Origin of the sequence: Nonomuraea sp. NPDC050404, assembly GCF_040655495.1 — a bacterium.
GTDB lineage: Bacteria > Actinomycetota > Actinomycetes > Streptosporangiales > Streptosporangiaceae > Nonomuraea.
On sequence record NZ_JBFAKB010000019.1, the window covers coordinates 104758 to 119630 of the forward strand.

Below are 14873 nucleotides of genomic sequence, written 5' to 3' on the forward strand. Positions count from 1 at the left end.
AAGCCTATCCACCAACGGGCCCGGCGGGTCCATCATCAAAACATGCCGAGCTGGATCGTACGGGCCGCCCACGACGAGGCGGCAGCCGCGGGAGACGACTGGGTGGGGCCGCCGCACGTCGTGCTCGCCCTGCTGAAGAAGGACACGCTCGCCCGGCGGGTGCTGACCGAGGCCGGACTCGACCACGAACACGCGCTGACCTGCCTGCCCGGCCACTCGGGCCCCGGGCACCATCCGCACCGGGGAGGCGGCTTCGCCAACCCGGCCTTCCACAAGCTGCACGGCATCGCGACCGGCCTGGCCCTGGCCGCCGGCCGGCGGGACCCGACGCCCGAGCACTGGCTGATCGCCCTGGCCCACGACGCCGACCTGGACCGGGCGCCGACGCCGCTGCACCTGTTCGGCCTGGATCCGGGCGAAGTTCTCCGAGCGCTACGGCTGCACGGCGTCCAGGTGCCCGCGCTGGAGGCGCCCGAGCACGTGCCGTGGCGCGGCCGGCACCAGATCGTGGTGCCCGCCGCCGCCCTTCAGTCCGTGCTCGACCGCCTGAACGCCGAGCATCCGGCGGGCTCGGAGTGGCGGTGGGGGTGGAACTGGGTGGACGACGACCTGGCCCGTGCCGTGATCATCGCGGAGGAGGGGATTGATCTGACGTCCTGCGCAGATACACCACCGTCAGGTGCTCGTCCATCCGCTCCCGGCTCGTCTCCCGGTAGCCCAGGCGGCGGTAGAGCCGCAGGTTCGCCTCCGACAGATGCCCGGTGAACAGGTCGAACGCGGTCGCCTCCGGCACCTGCTCGTGCAGGGTGCGCAGGAGGGCCGAGCCCACCCCCTGACCCTGCCGGTCGGGCGCGACCACGAGGCGGCCGACCAGGCAGGTGGTGCCGGACAGTTGCGCGCGTACCGCGCCGATGATCCGGCCGGCGTCGAGCGCCTTGAGCACCGTCCCGCCTTCGACCGCCTTGCGCACCTGCTCCAGCGACTCGACGAGCGGCGGGATGTACGGGTCGCCGTAGAGCTGGGCCTCGGCGACGTACGCGGCCCGTTGCAGAGTGAGGATCTCGCCCGCGTCCGCGGACACCGCCCGTTCGATCACCACCGCAGCACTGTATCTCAGGAGGCCGTCAGTTCTCCCGGGCAGCGCGTACGGGCGGCCGGCCGGGTGCCGTTGACCAGGAAGTCGTGCACGCGGGCGCGCAGGCAGGTGGCGCGCAGCTTCCCGGCGCCCTGCATCAGGTACGCGCCATGCCCGTCGCCGTGCCACAACACCGCCGCCCCGGGAACCCGCGCCGCCACCCGAGCGGCCCCAGACGGCGGGCTGTCAATGTCCAACCGCCCGATCCCGATCAGCACGGCGGGGTACCTGCCCGCGCTCGCCCGCCTGGAAGCACTCTTGCCTGCCCGAGCGCCTGCCTCCGCACCTCGCCCTGCCCGTGCGCTTGCTTGGGCCCTCTGGTCGGTCCCCGGCGCTCTGAGGGCCGCGGCGAGTCCGTCGCCGGGTGCCCAGGACGGGCGGGCGGTCAGGCCGAGGCAGCGGCCGACCTCGTACCGGCCGGTCAGCCATCCCACTCGCGGCGCCACCTCGCGCAGGCGCGACTCCATCGCCAGGAAGCGCCGGTAACCCGGAACGGCCGGCATGAAGTCGTGGCACAGCAGCGACCCCGTCACCGTCGCCGGTCCTGCGGGCCGGGCCACGGCCGCCAGCGCCGCCAGTGCCCGCGCGTCGCCCGCCCCGGCCGCCGCGAGGGCGTGCGCCAGCTCAGGCCAGCGCCTCGGGTCGAGCCCCGCCAGGACGGCGGCCACGATGTGGCGTTCGTCCAGCGCGCGACCGGGCCCGGCGGGCAAGGGCGCGCGTTCGAGCAGGTCGTCGAGCACCGACACGGCGTCGTCGTCATCGAGGGGGCAGCCCATCCGCCCGGCACACCAGTCGCGGAAGGCGGACAGCTGCCGTTCGGCCGCGCGGGCCTGGGCGATCAGCCGCCGTCCCAGGCCGGGCTGGGTGTGGTCGGGCACCCCCTCCAGATACATCCGCCCGGCGCGGCGCGGGAACAACTCCAGGTACGCCTGCCCGTACACGGCCCCGTACCCGTCGCCGAAGTAGCGCAGCCGGTCCTCGCCGAGCGCCGCGCGCAGGGCGTCGAGGTCGTGGGCCACCTGCCAGGACGTCAGGCCCGCGTAACCGGGCCCGGCGGCGATCCGGCAACTGCGGTCGTAGGCGGCGTTGTCACGGGCGTGGTTGCGCCATGCGGCCGGTCCGGCGGCGACCTGGAGCCGCCGGGGGTCGGGCTGCGGCACGGAGCAGCGCACCATCGCGGCACTCCCCCGGTCACCGATCCCACGCGGCTCCACGAACACCACGTCGAACCATCGCGCGAGCTCGCTGACGGTGTCGGGCCTGGCGCGCACATCCTGGATCGTGGTTCCGCCGGTGTTCACAACCAGCGCACCCAGACTCCGGGCGGGGTCCTGAGCCGCCATCCTGGCCACATCGACATCGGTACGGGGCCCGCGCGGCCTGGCCCAGTCAACGGGCACGGACAACTTCCCGCACTCCAGCCCATCCCCACACGCCCACCACGCCACTCCCTCCCGCACGACAGCCCCCGAAGCGGCCGGAGTGGTGGCCGGGGCGATCACCGCCGTCAGGGCGGCCACCGTCTGGATCATCCGCTGAACCATGCCCATTGCGTTGCTCCTGGGAGTCGCGCGATCATCGGCGCCGCCCAGTCTCCCAGCAAGCAACCCGCAGGTCAGAGCCTTGCGAAGGCCAAAGGTAAAATCTGCCGGCGCGTCAGCGAATGATCCGGAAAAACTCCCGTATGCCCTCCACCAGCGGCCCGGGCGCCGCCATCGCGACCATGTGGCTGGGGCTGTGCGCCTGCCCCCAGTACACGATGTCGTTGCCGCGCTCCGCGAGCCGCCGCATCACTGCCGGCCCCCCATGCGTCACCCCCGTCGGCACCACCCGCTGGTTGACGGGCAGCCCGGCCGCCCCCTCGTAGTACGTCCAGGAAGACGACCCGCCGGTCCCCGTCAGCCAGTACAGACTGGCGTTGGTGAGCACCAGGTCCCGATCGACGGGCTCCTCCCCCGACCCCCACCCGTCGAACTCCTTGAACCGCTCCACCAGATAGGCGAGCTGCGCCACCGGCGAGTCGGCGAACCCATGCGCGAGGGTCTGCGGCCTGGCGGCCAGGTAGGGCCCGTACCCGCTGCCCTCGCCCATCCACGCGCTCATCTCCTCCAGCTCGGCGAGCTCCTTCTCGTCGAGCCCGTCAAGCTCCCCGGGCTCGCCCTTGGGCAGGCCGAGACCGGCGGTGATGAGCGAGCCCACCACGTGCTCGCTGTCCAGCGCGGCCAGGCGGGGCGTGACGATGGCGCCCGCGTCGTTGCCGTGCGCGCCGTAACGCGCGTACCCGAGGCCGCTCATCAGCCGGGCCCACGTACGCGCCACCCGGTCGGCGCTCCACGGCCGCTCGTCGGCGGGCTCGGGGAACGGCGAGAAGGCGAACCCCGGCAGTGACGGGGCGACCACGTGGAAGGCCACATCCGGATCGAGCCCGTGGCGGCGCGGGTCGGTGAGCGGCCCGATGACGTCGAGAAACTCGGCGACGGTGTTCGGCCAGCTGTGCGTGAGGATCAGGGGCAGGGCGTCCCGCTCGGGCGAGCGTACGTGCAGGAAGTGGATCCGCTGCCCGTCGATGGCGGTGGTGAACTGCGGGAAGGCGTTCAGCCTGGCCTCCTGCGCCCGCCAGTCGAACCCGTCGGCCCAGTACGCGGCCAGCTCCCGCAGGTAGGCCACCGGCACACCCCTGCTCCACCCGCCGGGCAACTGCGCCGCCCACCTGGTACGCCGCAGCCGCTCCCGCAGCTCGTCCAGGTCCGCCCGGGGGATGTCGATGCGAAAAGGCTTGATCTCGTCCATGCCAGGAACCGTAGGCCCCAATGCGGCAAGCTTCCTTCCGCATTACCCACGCCCACACGAACCCGCCGCAAACTCTGAAAACGGGCCCTCAAAATCCCCCTGATAGCGGGCAACGAAAGGCCCCGCACGGGAATCCCGTACGGGGCCTTTCGACCTAACCGCGTCTCAGGCGGCCAAGATCCTCACGGACCTCAGCTCTGGCCACCCGCGAGCTTCTCACGCAGAGCCGCGAGCGCCTCGTCAGAGGCGAGCGCGCCGCTGGCCGGAGCCGAGGAGGAGCTGCTGCCACCCTGCTGGGGCGGCGTCTCGCCCGCGTAGGTCGTGGGAGCGGCCTCGCCGGCCTCCGCCTCGGCCTTGCGAGCCTCCTCGATCTGCTTGCGGTGCGCCTCGAAGCGGGTCTGAGCCTCGGCGTACTGCCGCTCCCACTCCTCACGCTGCTTGTCGAAGCCCTCGAGCCACTCACCGGTCTCCGAGTCGAAGCCCTCGGGGTAGATGTAGTTGCCCTGGTCGTCGTACGTGGCCGCCATGCCGTAGAGGGTCGGGTCGAACTCGACCTCGGCGCCGACGCCCTCGTTGGCCTGCTTCAGCGAGAGGCTGATGCGGCGACGGTCGAGGTCGATGTCGATGATCTTGACGAAGATCTCGTCGCCGACCTGGACCACCTGCTCCGGGATCTCCACGTGGCGCTCGGCCAGCTCGGAGATGTGGACCAGGCCCTCGATGCCCTCCTCGACCCGGACGAACGCGCCGAACGGCACCAGCTTGGTGACGCGGCCCGGCACGACCTGGCCGATCTGGTGGGTGCGGGCGAACTGCTGCCACGGGTCTTCCTGAGTGGCCTTGAGCGACAGGGAGACGCGCTCGCGCTCCATGTCGACGTCGAGGACCTCGACCGTGACCTCCTGGCCGACCTCGACAACCTCGGAGGGGTGGTCGATGTGCTTCCAGGACAGCTCGGACACGTGGACCAGTCCGTCGACGCCGCCGAGGTCCACGAACGCACCGAAGTTGACGATCGAGGACACGACGCCCTTGCGGACCTGGCCCTTCTGGAGGGTGTTGAGGAAGGTCTGGCGGACCTCGGACTGCGTCTGCTCAAGCCAGGCGCGGCGCGACAGAACCACGTTGTTGCGGTTCTTGTCGAGCTCGATGATCTTCGCCTCGAGCTCGCGGCCGACGTACGGCTGCAGGTCGCGGACCCGGCGCATCTCGACCAGGGACGCCGGGAGGAACCCGCGCAGGCCGATGTCGAGGATGAGACCACCCTTGACGACCTCGATGACGGTGCCGGTGACGATGCCGTCCTCGTCCTTGATCTTCTCGATCGTGCCCCAGGCGCGCTCGTACTGAGCCCGCTTCTTGGACAGGATCAGGCGCCCTTCCTTGTCCTCCTTCTGGAGAACCAGGGCTTCGACGTGCTCTCCGACTTCCACGACGTCAGCGGGATCGACATCGTGCTTAATGGAAAGCTCACGCGAGGGGATGACACCCTCGGTCTTGTAGCCGATATCGAGAAGAACCTCGTCTCGATCGACCTTGACGACGGTGCCCTCGACGATGTCGCCGTCGTTGAAGTACTTGATGGTCTCGTCGATCGCCGCGAGGAAGGCTTCCTCGGACCCGATGTCGTTGACCGCTACCTGCGGGGTGCTCGAGGTGGCCTCAGTGCTGGACGTCATGTGTGGAATTGCTCCGAACGCGGACAGGATGTCGATGTGGCGGATGCGCGGCAGGCCCTCTTCCGCATCAAGCCGAGGAATTACGACATCGACGTGACCGAGCGCGAGCCCGCTCCGTCTGAGGCGCGCGCGAGCCCACAGCGCAGCGATCAGCATATGAGACCTTCGCCACTGGGTCAATCCAAGGAAGAATCAGTAGGCGATGACCTGCAGCCCTCGCTTGGCATCGATATTACCCCGAAGTTTCTCCGGCAGGGAGATCCGCTCCGGGTCGCCGTCGCTGACATAGCGCTCACCTGGGTGCTTGTCCAGCCATTCCAGCCAGTACTGCGAGCACCACTTGCGGCACTCGCCCTTCTTGCCGTTGCTCTGGATGCGCTGGATCGCCCCCCGGTCGAACTTTTTCGCGTAGGGCGAAAGCGAAGGCTCGGCACCGGCGAGGAACACGCCGGAGAAATCATACCGGGTGCCGTCCCAGGAGCCGGTCCTGGCGGCCTTCTTGGGGCGCGGCATCGATCCGTACGGCAGCGCCATGGTCGTGGAGGGCGGCACGCCGAGCTTCTTGAGCAGCCGCTCGACCCGGACGATCTGCTCGGCGACCTTCTTGCGTTTGAGCATGCGCAAGTTGGGGTGGGTCCAGGTGTGGTTGGCCACCTCGTACCCGTGATCGGCCAGCCACCGCACGGCGCTCTCCTGGGAGCCCTGGTCGCGCAGCCCGAAGGGCTCCCTGTTGACCCAGAACGTGGCCACGGGCCGGAAGCCCGGATGTTTGGCCGCCACCTCCTGGATCACGGCCACGGCGGTGTCCTTCACCGGGTTGCCGCCGGAGTCCAGCCCGAAATGACTCGGATGCCCGTCGTCGAACGTCAGCACCACAGGGAACTTCCCCGCCGGCACATGAATGTCACCGGCGGCGAACTCCCTGGCGGTGATCGGCACGTACCCCTGCTCGGCCAGCTTCTCCAGCTCCTTCCTGAGCTGGGCGGGCGTGCGGTCGAGCGAGGCGCGCCGCTTGGCGAGGATGCGGTGGTACATCAGGATCGGCACCAGCCCGGCCTCGTTGGCGCGCACCTGGCGGGCGAAGTCGGGCGTGGACACGACCCCCGGCGGCAGCCCGACGGGAGACGGGGAGGGCGGCGGAGGACTCTTCACCGGCGCAGGGCTCTTCACGGGAGCGGCGCTCTCCGTGGCTCCGGCGTGCGGCCGGGGCTCATCCGGTAAAACGCTCAGGCCGACCAGCGCGGCCACCACCACCACGATGTTCGTTATGCCGATGATCCGCGGAAGGATTGCTGGTGTCCGCACGAAACTCCTGGCCGCTCGGGTGAAGACCGTCCCAGGCTAGTGCAGAACCGGCACGGGGACGGCGTTTCCCCCGTGCCGGCCCACCCACCATCAGCCCCCTCGCGCCGGCCCACCCAGCGTCGGGTCCCCCGTGCCGCCCGCCCGCCATCAGCCCCCTCGTGCCGGCTCACCCGCCGTCAGGTCCCCCGTACCGGCCCACCCGCCGTCGGTCGCCCGTACAGGCCCGCCCGCTGTCAGGGAGCCGCCGTCAGTGGCCGGCGTCAGTGGCCGGCGTCCTCCCAGGTGCGGCCCACGCCCACGGAGACCTCCAGCGGCACGCGCAGCGTGTAGGCGGCGTTCATCTGGTCACACACGAGCTGCCGCAACAACTCCAGCTCCCCCGCCGCCACCTCGAACACCAGCTCGTCGTGCACCTGCAGCAACATCCTGGAGGCCAGCCCCTCCTCCCCGAGCGCCTGGCGCACGTTGAGCATGGCGACCTTGATGATGTCGGCGGCCGAGCCCTGGATCGGCGCGTTGAGCGCCATCCGCTCGGCCATCTCGCGGCGCTGGCGGTTGTCGCTGGTGAGGTCGGGCAGGTAGCGCCGGCGGCCCATGATCGTCTCGGTGTAGCCGTCGGTGCGCGCCTGGGAGACGATGGCGTTGAGGAAGTCGCGCACACCGCCGAACTCCTGGAAGTACTCCTCCTTCAGCGCCCGCGCCTCCGACACCGCGATGTTGAGCTGCGTGGCCAGGCCGAAGTCGGACAGCCCGTAGGCCAGGCCGTAGTTCATGGCCTTGATCCGGGCCCGCAGCTCGCCGTCGATCTGCTCGGGCGGCAGGTCGAAGACGCGGGCCGCGGTGGCCTGGTGGAAGTCGTGGCCGGACTCGAACGCCGCGATCAGCGACTCGTCGCCCGACAGGTGGGCCATGATGCGCAGCTCGATCTGGCTGTAGTCGGCGGTGAGCAGCGTCTCGTAGCCCGCGCCGACCGTGAAGCCCTGCCGGATGCGGCGGCCCTCGGCGGTGCGGATCGGGATGTTCTGCAGGTTGGGCTTCTCGGAGGACAGCCGGCCCGTGGCGGCGATGATCTGGTTGAAGGTGGTGTGGATGCGCCCGTCGTCGGAGATCTCCTTGATCAGGCCCTCGACGGTGGTACGCAGCTTCTGCTGGTCGCGGTGGCGCAGCATGATCGTGGGCAGCTCGTGCTCGGTCTGGGTGGCGAGCCAGGCGAGCTGGTCGGCGTCGGTGCTGTAGCCGGTCTTGATCTTCTTGGTCTTGGGCAGGTTGAGCTTGGTGAACAGGATCTCCTGGAGCTGCTTGGGCGAGCCCAGGTTGAACTGCTCGCCGACCGCGCGGTGCGCCTCCTCCACGGCGTGCTTGACCGCGGCCCCGAACTCGGCCTCCAGGCCGGCGAAGTACTCGCGGTCCACGGCGATGCCCGCCCGCTCCAGCTCGGCCAGCACCGACAGCAGCGGCAGCTCCACGTCGGCCAGGAGCTGGGTGCCGCCGCGGCCGGCCAGGAAGCTCTCCAGGGCCTGCGCCAGCTCGCGCACGGCGTGGGCGCGCAGCGCGAGGTCCTTGGCCGGGGCGTCCTCGTCGTCGCCGAACAGCGCCGCCTGCCCGCTGGGCTCCTCCTCGGCGCGCAGGTCACGGTTGAGGTAGCGCCTGGCCAGGTCTTCGAGCGCGAACGTGCGCTGCCCCGGCATCGCCAGGTAGGCGGCCAGGGCGGTGTCGCAGCTCAGCCCGCGCAGCTCCATGCCCTGCGCCCAGAGGGCCAGGATGGGCCCCTTGGCGTCGTGCACGGCCTTGGGCCTGCCGTCGTCGCCCAGCCAGGCCCGCAGGGCCGCCTCGTCGTCCTCAGTGAGCTTGACGGGGTCGATGTGCGCGGCGGTGCCGTCGGGCGAGGCGATGGCGATGGCGTCGATGCGGCCGACGCCGCTGCCGTAGGCGCCCTTGAAGGCGAGCCCGGCGCGGCCCTCGGGCAGCGCGGACAGCCAGCCGGCCACCCGGTCGGGGCCGAGCAGCACGGTCTCGACCTCGAAGCCCTGCTCGGGCTCCTGCTCGCCGGTGCCGAGCACCTTGAACACCCGCTCGCGCAGCTCGCCGCGGATCTGCAGGGTGTCGAACAGCTTGTTGATCTCCTCGCGCTCCCACGCGCCCTGCGTCAGGTCGCCGAGCTCGACCTCCAGGGGAACATCGCGCAGCAGCTCGGTGAGCCGGCGGTTCATCAGCACCTGGGCGACGTGCTCGCGCAGCTTGTCGCCGACCTTGCCCTTGACCTCGTCGACCCGGTCGACCAGCGCGGTCAGCGAGCCGAACTCGCGCACCCACTTGGCGGCGGTCTTCTCCCCCACGCTGGGGATGCTCAGCAGGTTGTCGCTGGGGTCGCCGCGCAGGGCGGCGAAGTCGGGATACTGGGCGGGGGTCAGGCCGTACTTCTCCTCGACGGCCTCGGGCGTGAACCTGGTCATGTCGCTGATGCCGCGCCGCGTCATCAGGACGGTGACCTTGTCGTTGACCAACTGCAGCGCGTCGCGATCGCCGGTGACGATCAGGACGTTCATGTCCTGATCGCCGGCGCGGGTGGCCAGCGTGGCGATGAGGTCGTCGGCCTCGAAGCCCGCCTTGGACAGGTGCGGGATGCGCAGCGTGTCGAGCAGCTCGTAGATGAGCTGCATCTGACCGCGGAAGTCCTCCGGGGTCTCGCTCCTGTTGGCCTTGTACTCGGCGTACTCCTCGTGGCGGAAGGTCGGCTCGGACCGGTCGAAGGCCACGGCGACGTGCGTGGGCTGCTCATCGCGCAGGATGTTGGTCAGCATCGAGGTGAACCCGTAGACCGCCTCGGTGTGCTGACCGTCGGTGGTCATCAGGTTGGCGTCCTTGAGCGCGTAGAACGCGCGGTAGGCCAGGGAATGCCCGTCAAGCAGCAGCAGGCACGGGCGGCTGGGGGTCACTTCACTCTTCGGCACGTACGCAGCCTAGTCTGCGTCTGCGACAGAAAACCCGAGCTCGGAAGAGTGGAGACGTCCCTTTGACGCAGTCCAACCCCCCAGGCCCCGTACCGGACGTCAAAGTGTTCGGCGAGATGCACGTGGGCACGCTGGCCGACCGGATGGGCATCGAGTTCCTGGAGGCGAGCCCGGAGCGGGTCGTGGGCCGGATGCCGGTGGAGGGCAACACGCAGCCGTACGGGCTGCTGCACGGCGGGGCGTCGGTGGTGCTCGCCGAGACGCTGGGCTCGGTGGGGGCGGCCATCCACGCCGGCCGCGAGCGCATCGCCGTGGGGATCGAGATCAGCGCCAGCCACCATCGCCCGGCGACCTCGGGTTACGTCACGGGGGTCGCGACAAGGTCGCACGGGGGCCGCACTTTGGCGACGTACGACATCGAGATCACCGATGAGCAGGGGCGGCGCGTGTGCACCTCCAGGCTCACGTGCATGTTGCGCGACCGCTGACCCGGAAGTCGCTTCCGTCACTTTCGCCGACCCTTTGCGCACCGGCCCCGCGGATCGCTACGGTGGTCCGAACAGAGCCCGCGGGGAGGCCCAGTAGAAAACGTGTTCGGCCCCCTCGTGCGCGGGGAACTCCCGCATACGGCAGGGGAGCCTTACATGGTCCCAAAGGCCGTCCCCGCGGGCTCGTCACATGATTTCGGCGATCGTTATCGGTTCGTTCCTCGAAGCGCCAGGCGTCTACCCGGATTTAGCCCCTGACCTGGCTTGTTGATTCCTCACATGAGTGACACACACATGTCACTAATTGGTGACGAACGATACTGAACCGGGCGTCCCCGGAATAGGCTCCCGCCATTGCATCCCAGTTGTGCCTGCGATGCGCGCGTGTCGAGATGGAGGGGCACAACCCCGCCTTGACCTACTTTGAGGGAGCACCATTGCGCAGAGCCGTGATCGCGTTCACGGCCTTCCTGGGTGGACTCATCTTCCTGCTCGCCGGCCCGGCCCACGCGGGGCCGGCCGACTGCCAGGGACTGAGGGGAACACTCAAACTCCAAGGCCAGCCAGTGAACGGCGCAAAAATCGCCGTGACCACCGAAAGCGGACAACCCGTCGAAGCGGTCACCACAAACGCTCAAGGCGCCTGGGACGTACAGGTCGACAAGCCAGGTAAGTACAAGGTCACGCTGGATGTCAGCAGCCTCCCGCAGAACTCCGAGGTGCGCGGCGGGACCAACTCCCGCACCCCGACGGTCTACGAGGGCAACTGCTCCACGGTCCTGTTCGCGCTGCAGCCCAAGGGCGCGCCGGGCGAGCAGGAGCAGGGCGGCGGCGGCAGCAGCCAGAGCACGTTCTGGACCCAGGCCGCCCAGCTCACGTTCGAGGGCCTGAACCTGGGCCTGATCATCGCCCTGGCGGCGCTGGGCCTGTCGCTCATCTACGGCACCACCGGCCTGACCAACTTCGCCCACGGCGAGCTGGTCACGCTCGGCGCCGTCCTGGCCTTCGCCTTCAACGTCGGATTCGGGCTGCATCTCATCCCGGCCGCGGCGATCGCCGTCGTCGTCGCCGGAATACTCGGCTACCTGCAAGATCGCCTGTTCTGGGGCCAGCTACGCAGACGCGGCACCGGCACGATCGCCATGATGATCATCTCGATCGGCGTGGCGATCTTCCTCCGGTACGTCATCCAGATCCTCTTCGGCGCCCAGACCGAGGCGTTCGCGCAGTACACCGCCCAGCCCGGCGTCCAGGTCGGCCCCATCTCGGCCGCCCCCAAGAACTTCGTGGCCATGGGCATCGAGCTCGCCGTACTGATCATCGTCGGCCTGGCCCTCCTGCGCACCCGCACCGGCAAGGCGGCCCGCGCCGTGGCCGACAACCCCGCGCTGGCGGCCTCGTCCGGCATCAACGTCGACCGGGTCATCAGAATCATCTGGACGGTGGGCGCCGCCATCGCCGCGCTGGCCGGAATCATGCTCGGCCTCTCGCAGAACCTGAAGTTCACCATGGGCCAGGACATCCTGCTGCTCATCTTCGCCGGCGTGACGCTGGGCGGCCTGGGCACCGCCTTCGGCGCCCTCGTGGGCTCGCTCGTGGTCGGCCTGTTCATCCAGGTCTCGACCCTGTGGGTGCCGCCGGAGCTCAAGAGCGTCGGCGCGCTGGCAGTGCTCATCATCGTGCTCCTCGTCCGGCCGCAGGGCATTCTCGGCCGCCGCGAGCGGATCGGCTGATCGGGGGAGGATCAGAATGGACTGGATCACGATCTTCAGCACCACCATCAAGTCGGCGGTCGGCGTCGAGACGGTGCTGTACGCGCTCGCCGCCATCGGCATCAACATCCACTTCGGCTACACCGGCCTGCTCAACTTCGGCCAGGCCGCCTTCATGGGCGTGGCCGGCTACGGCCTGGCCGTCATGGTCACCGTCATGGGCATGCCGTTCTGGATCGGCATCATCGTCGGCCTCGCCGCGGCGGTGGTCCTGGCGATCCTGCTGGGCATCCCGACCCTGCAACTGCGCGCCGACTATCTCGCCATCGTCACCATCGCGGCGGCCGAGATCGTCCGCCTCATCTTCCGCTCGGTGCAGTTCAAGAGCATCTTCGGCGGCTCCGACGGGCAGCGCGGCTTCACCGACGGCTTCTACGCGCTCAACCCCTATCCCGAGGGTGACTACGGCTTCAACCTCGGGCCCGTGCCGCTGTTCTTCAACAACCGCTCGATGTGGGTGCTGACCGTCGGCTGGTTGCTGATCGCGCTGTGCTGCTTCATCGTCTACCTGCTGATGAAGAGCCCGTGGGGCCGGGTGCTCAAGGCCATCCGCGAGGACGAGGACGCGGTACGCAGCCTGGGCAAGAACGTCTTCTCGTACAAGATGCAGTCGCTCGTCCTGGGCGGCGTCATCGGCTGTCTGGGCGGCTTCATCTACGGCCTGGCCTACGGCTCGGTGCAGCCGGACGTCTTCGGCACCGAGACCACCTTCTTCCTGTACACGATGGTCATCCTGGGCGGCGCCGCCCGCGTGATGGCCCCCGTCGTCGGGGCGATGTTGTTCTGGGTGCTGCTCGTCCTGCTCAACGGCCTGCTCGCCGAGGCCGTCGGGGCCGGCGTCATCACGTTCCTGGACACCACTCAGGCCGGCGCCATGCGCTACGTCTTCGTGGGCCTGGGCCTCATCCTGTTGCTCATCTTCCGGCCACAGGGCATCTTCGGTGACAAGAGGGAGATAGCAATCGATGCGCGCTGAGACCGTAACGACCCACAGCAAGGCCGCCGCACTGGCCGCCTTCCAGGATTTGGACCGCGAGCCCGGCGTGCCCAAGCCGGACCCGATCCTCGTGGTGGACAACGTGGTGCGCCGCTTCGGCGGCCTGACCGCCGTCGAGGTGAACCACGTCGAGATCCAGCGCGGCTCCATCACCGCGCTGATCGGCCCCAACGGCGCGGGCAAGACCACGTTCTTCAACCAGCTCACCGGCTTCGACACGGCCGACTCGGGGTCGTGGACGTTCAACGGGCGGACCATGAACGGCGTGCCGGCGCACAAGGTGGCACGTTCCGGGATGGTGCGCACGTTCCAGCTCACCAAGGCGCTGTCGCGCCTGACGGTGCTGGAGAACATGCGCCTGGGCGCCCAGCGCCAGAAGGGCGAGAACTTCGTCCAGGCGCTCTTCCCGGCCCTGTGGCGCGGCCAGGAGGACGAGATCACCGCCAGGGCCGAGGTACTGCTCGAACGGTTCAAGCTCGACGCCAAGCGCGACGACTTCGCCGGTTCGTTGTCCGGCGGGCAGCGCAAGCTGCTGGAGATGGCCCGCGCGCTGATGGTCCAGCCCGAGCTGGTCATGCTCGACGAGCCGATGGCCGGGGTGAACCCGGCCCTGACGCAGTCGCTGCTCGGCCACGTCAAGGACCTGCGCGACCAGGGCATGACCGTGCTGTTCGTGGAGCACGACATGGACATGGTCCGCGACATCAGCGACTGGGTGATCGTCATGGCCCAGGGAGCGGTCATCGCCGAGGGGCCGCCCTCGACGATCATGTCCGACGAGCGCGTGATCGACGCCTACCTGGGCGCCCACCACGACGCGCCGCTGTCGGAGAGCGAGCTGGAGGCCCAGCTCCACGAGGCCGAGGCGGCTCTGGAGGCGGAGATCCAGGAGGCCGAGGGCAGTGCCCCCGAGCCCGAGCCAGAGACCACAGAGGAGAGGCAGAAGTGAGCGCCGACGAACGGCCGGCCGGGCCGGCCCAGTCCAAGGCCGCCGTCATCGACCGTACCGCCCACCTGGAGGGCGCCCAGGACGCGGTGCTGCGCTGCGACGAGCTGATCGCCGGCTACCTGCCCGGCGTCAACATCCTCAACAGCTCCGACCTGTACGTGAAGGACGGCGAGCTGATCGGCATCATCGGCCCCAACGGCGCCGGCAAGTCGACCCTGCTCAAGGCCATGTTCGGGCTGGTCAACATCCGCAGCGGCCAGGTGCTGCTCAAGGGTGAGAACATCACGAACATGAAGGCGCACTCGCTGGTCGCCCGAGGCGTCGGCTACGTGCCGCAGAACAACAACGTCTTCCCCAGCCTCACCATCGAGGAGAACCTGGAGATGGGCGCCTTCCAGGTGCCGGGGAAGTTCAAGGAGCGCTTCGAGTTCGTGGCCGAGTTGTTCCCCGCGCTCAAGGAGCGGCGCAAGCAGCGCGCCGGCTCCCTGTCGGGCGGTGAGCGGCAGATGGTCGCGATGGCCAGGGCCCTCATGACCGAGCCGTCGGTGCTGCTGCTCGACGAGCCGTCGGCCGGTCTGTCGCCCAAGCTGCAGGACCTGGTGTTCATCCAGGCCCAGCAGATCAACAAGGCCGGCGTGACCGTGATCATGGTGGAGCAGAACGCGCGGCGCTGCCTGCAGATCTGCCACCGCGGCTACGTCCTGGACCAGGGCCGCAACGCCTACACCGGCACCGGACGCCAGCTTGCCGACGACCCCAAGGTCATCGAGCTGTACCTCGGGACGCTGGCCAAGGCGTAAAGCACCA

At 69.4% G+C, this 14873-nt stretch carries 11 protein-coding genes and 1 pseudogene; 6 read left to right on the top strand and 6 right to left on the bottom strand.

The window, feature by feature from the left end; all coding sequences use genetic code 11:
- Positions 1–42: 42 nt before the first annotated feature.
- Positions 43–177: pseudogene (locus tag AB0I81_RS41690) on the top strand (Clp protease N-terminal domain-containing protein); the annotation flags it as partial.
- Between the two features lie 448 nt (positions 178–625).
- On the opposite strand, the gene AB0I81_RS41695 reads toward AB0I81_RS41690, so the two are convergent.
- The 6 genes from AB0I81_RS41695 to polA all read right to left on the bottom strand — a co-directional run bounded on the left by AB0I81_RS41695 (position 626) and on the right by polA (position 9860).
- Positions 626–1096 carry a GNAT family N-acetyltransferase gene (locus tag AB0I81_RS41695; protein WP_360669713.1) on the bottom strand — a complete coding sequence of 157 codons (471 nt, stop codon included), beginning with the start codon at positions 1094–1096 and terminating at the stop codon, positions 626–628.
- A 17-nt stretch (positions 1097–1113) separates the two neighbouring features.
- Positions 1114–2685: an alpha/beta hydrolase gene (locus AB0I81_RS41700; protein ID WP_360669371.1), complete on the bottom strand. Its 1572-nt coding sequence runs from the start codon at positions 2683–2685 to the stop codon at positions 1114–1116.
- Between the two features lie 106 nt (positions 2686–2791).
- On the bottom strand, positions 2792–3925 hold the full coding sequence (locus tag AB0I81_RS41705) for an epoxide hydrolase family protein (RefSeq protein WP_360669374.1): 1134 nt from the start codon (positions 3923–3925) through the stop codon (positions 2792–2794).
- A 191-nt stretch (positions 3926–4116) separates the two neighbouring features.
- Positions 4117–5604, bottom strand: a complete 1488-nt coding sequence (rpsA, locus tag AB0I81_RS41710; RefSeq protein WP_360669377.1) for a 30S ribosomal protein S1 — start codon at positions 5602–5604, stop codon at positions 4117–4119.
- A gap of 192 nt (positions 5605–5796) precedes the next feature.
- Positions 5797–6909 (bottom strand): polysaccharide deacetylase family protein, encoded by a 1113-nt coding sequence (locus AB0I81_RS41715; RefSeq protein ID WP_360669380.1) that lies wholly within the window; start codon positions 6907–6909, stop codon positions 5797–5799.
- Between the two features lie 260 nt (positions 6910–7169).
- Positions 7170–9860 carry a DNA polymerase I gene (gene polA / locus AB0I81_RS41720; RefSeq protein WP_360669383.1) on the bottom strand — a complete coding sequence of 897 codons (2691 nt, stop codon included), beginning with the start codon at positions 9858–9860 and terminating at the stop codon, positions 7170–7172.
- 116 nt (positions 9861–9976) lie between these two features.
- Between polA and AB0I81_RS41725 the strand changes: the two genes are divergently transcribed.
- The 5 genes from AB0I81_RS41725 to AB0I81_RS41745 all read left to right on the top strand — a co-directional run bounded on the left by AB0I81_RS41725 (position 9977) and on the right by AB0I81_RS41745 (position 14866).
- Positions 9977–10348, top strand: a complete 372-nt coding sequence (locus tag AB0I81_RS41725; RefSeq protein ID WP_360669716.1) for a hotdog fold thioesterase — start codon at positions 9977–9979, stop codon at positions 10346–10348.
- A gap of 437 nt (positions 10349–10785) precedes the next feature.
- On the top strand, positions 10786–12081 hold the full coding sequence (locus tag AB0I81_RS41730; protein WP_360669386.1) for a branched-chain amino acid ABC transporter permease: 1296 nt from the start codon (positions 10786–10788) through the stop codon (positions 12079–12081).
- Positions 12082–12097: 16 nt separating this feature from the next.
- Entirely contained in the window at positions 12098–13096 is a 999-nt protein-coding gene (locus AB0I81_RS41735) for a branched-chain amino acid ABC transporter permease (protein ID WP_360669389.1), read from the top strand.
- On the top strand, positions 13086–14066 hold the full coding sequence (locus AB0I81_RS41740; protein WP_360669392.1) for an ABC transporter ATP-binding protein: 981 nt from the start codon (positions 13086–13088) through the stop codon (positions 14064–14066). The genes AB0I81_RS41735 and AB0I81_RS41740 overlap by 11 nt, the downstream gene beginning before the upstream one ends.
- A 47-nt stretch (positions 14067–14113) precedes the next feature.
- Entirely contained in the window at positions 14114–14866 is a 753-nt protein-coding gene (locus AB0I81_RS41745) for an ABC transporter ATP-binding protein (protein WP_360669719.1), read from the top strand.
- The last annotated feature ends 7 nt before the right edge of the window (positions 14867–14873 follow it).

What these genes read in the sequence shown, in the direction of transcription:
- AB0I81_RS41700 (WP_360669371.1), bottom strand. Translation starts at nt 2,685, where the DNA reads ATGGGCATGGTTCAGCGGATGATCCAGACGGTGGCCGCCCTGACGGCG.
- AB0I81_RS41705 (WP_360669374.1), bottom strand. Translation starts at nt 3,925, where the DNA reads ATGGACGAGATCAAGCCTTTTCGCATCGACATCCCCCGGGCGGACCTG.
- rpsA (WP_360669377.1), bottom strand. Translation starts at nt 5,604, where the DNA reads ATGACGTCCAGCACTGAGGCCACCTCGAGCACCCCGCAGGTAGCGGTC.
- AB0I81_RS41725 (WP_360669716.1), top strand. Translation starts at nt 9,977, where the DNA reads ATGCACGTGGGCACGCTGGCCGACCGGATGGGCATCGAGTTCCTGGAG.
- AB0I81_RS41735 (WP_360669389.1), top strand. Translation starts at nt 12,098, where the DNA reads ATGGACTGGATCACGATCTTCAGCACCACCATCAAGTCGGCGGTCGGC.
- AB0I81_RS41740 (WP_360669392.1), top strand. Translation starts at nt 13,086, where the DNA reads ATGCGCGCTGAGACCGTAACGACCCACAGCAAGGCCGCCGCACTGGCC.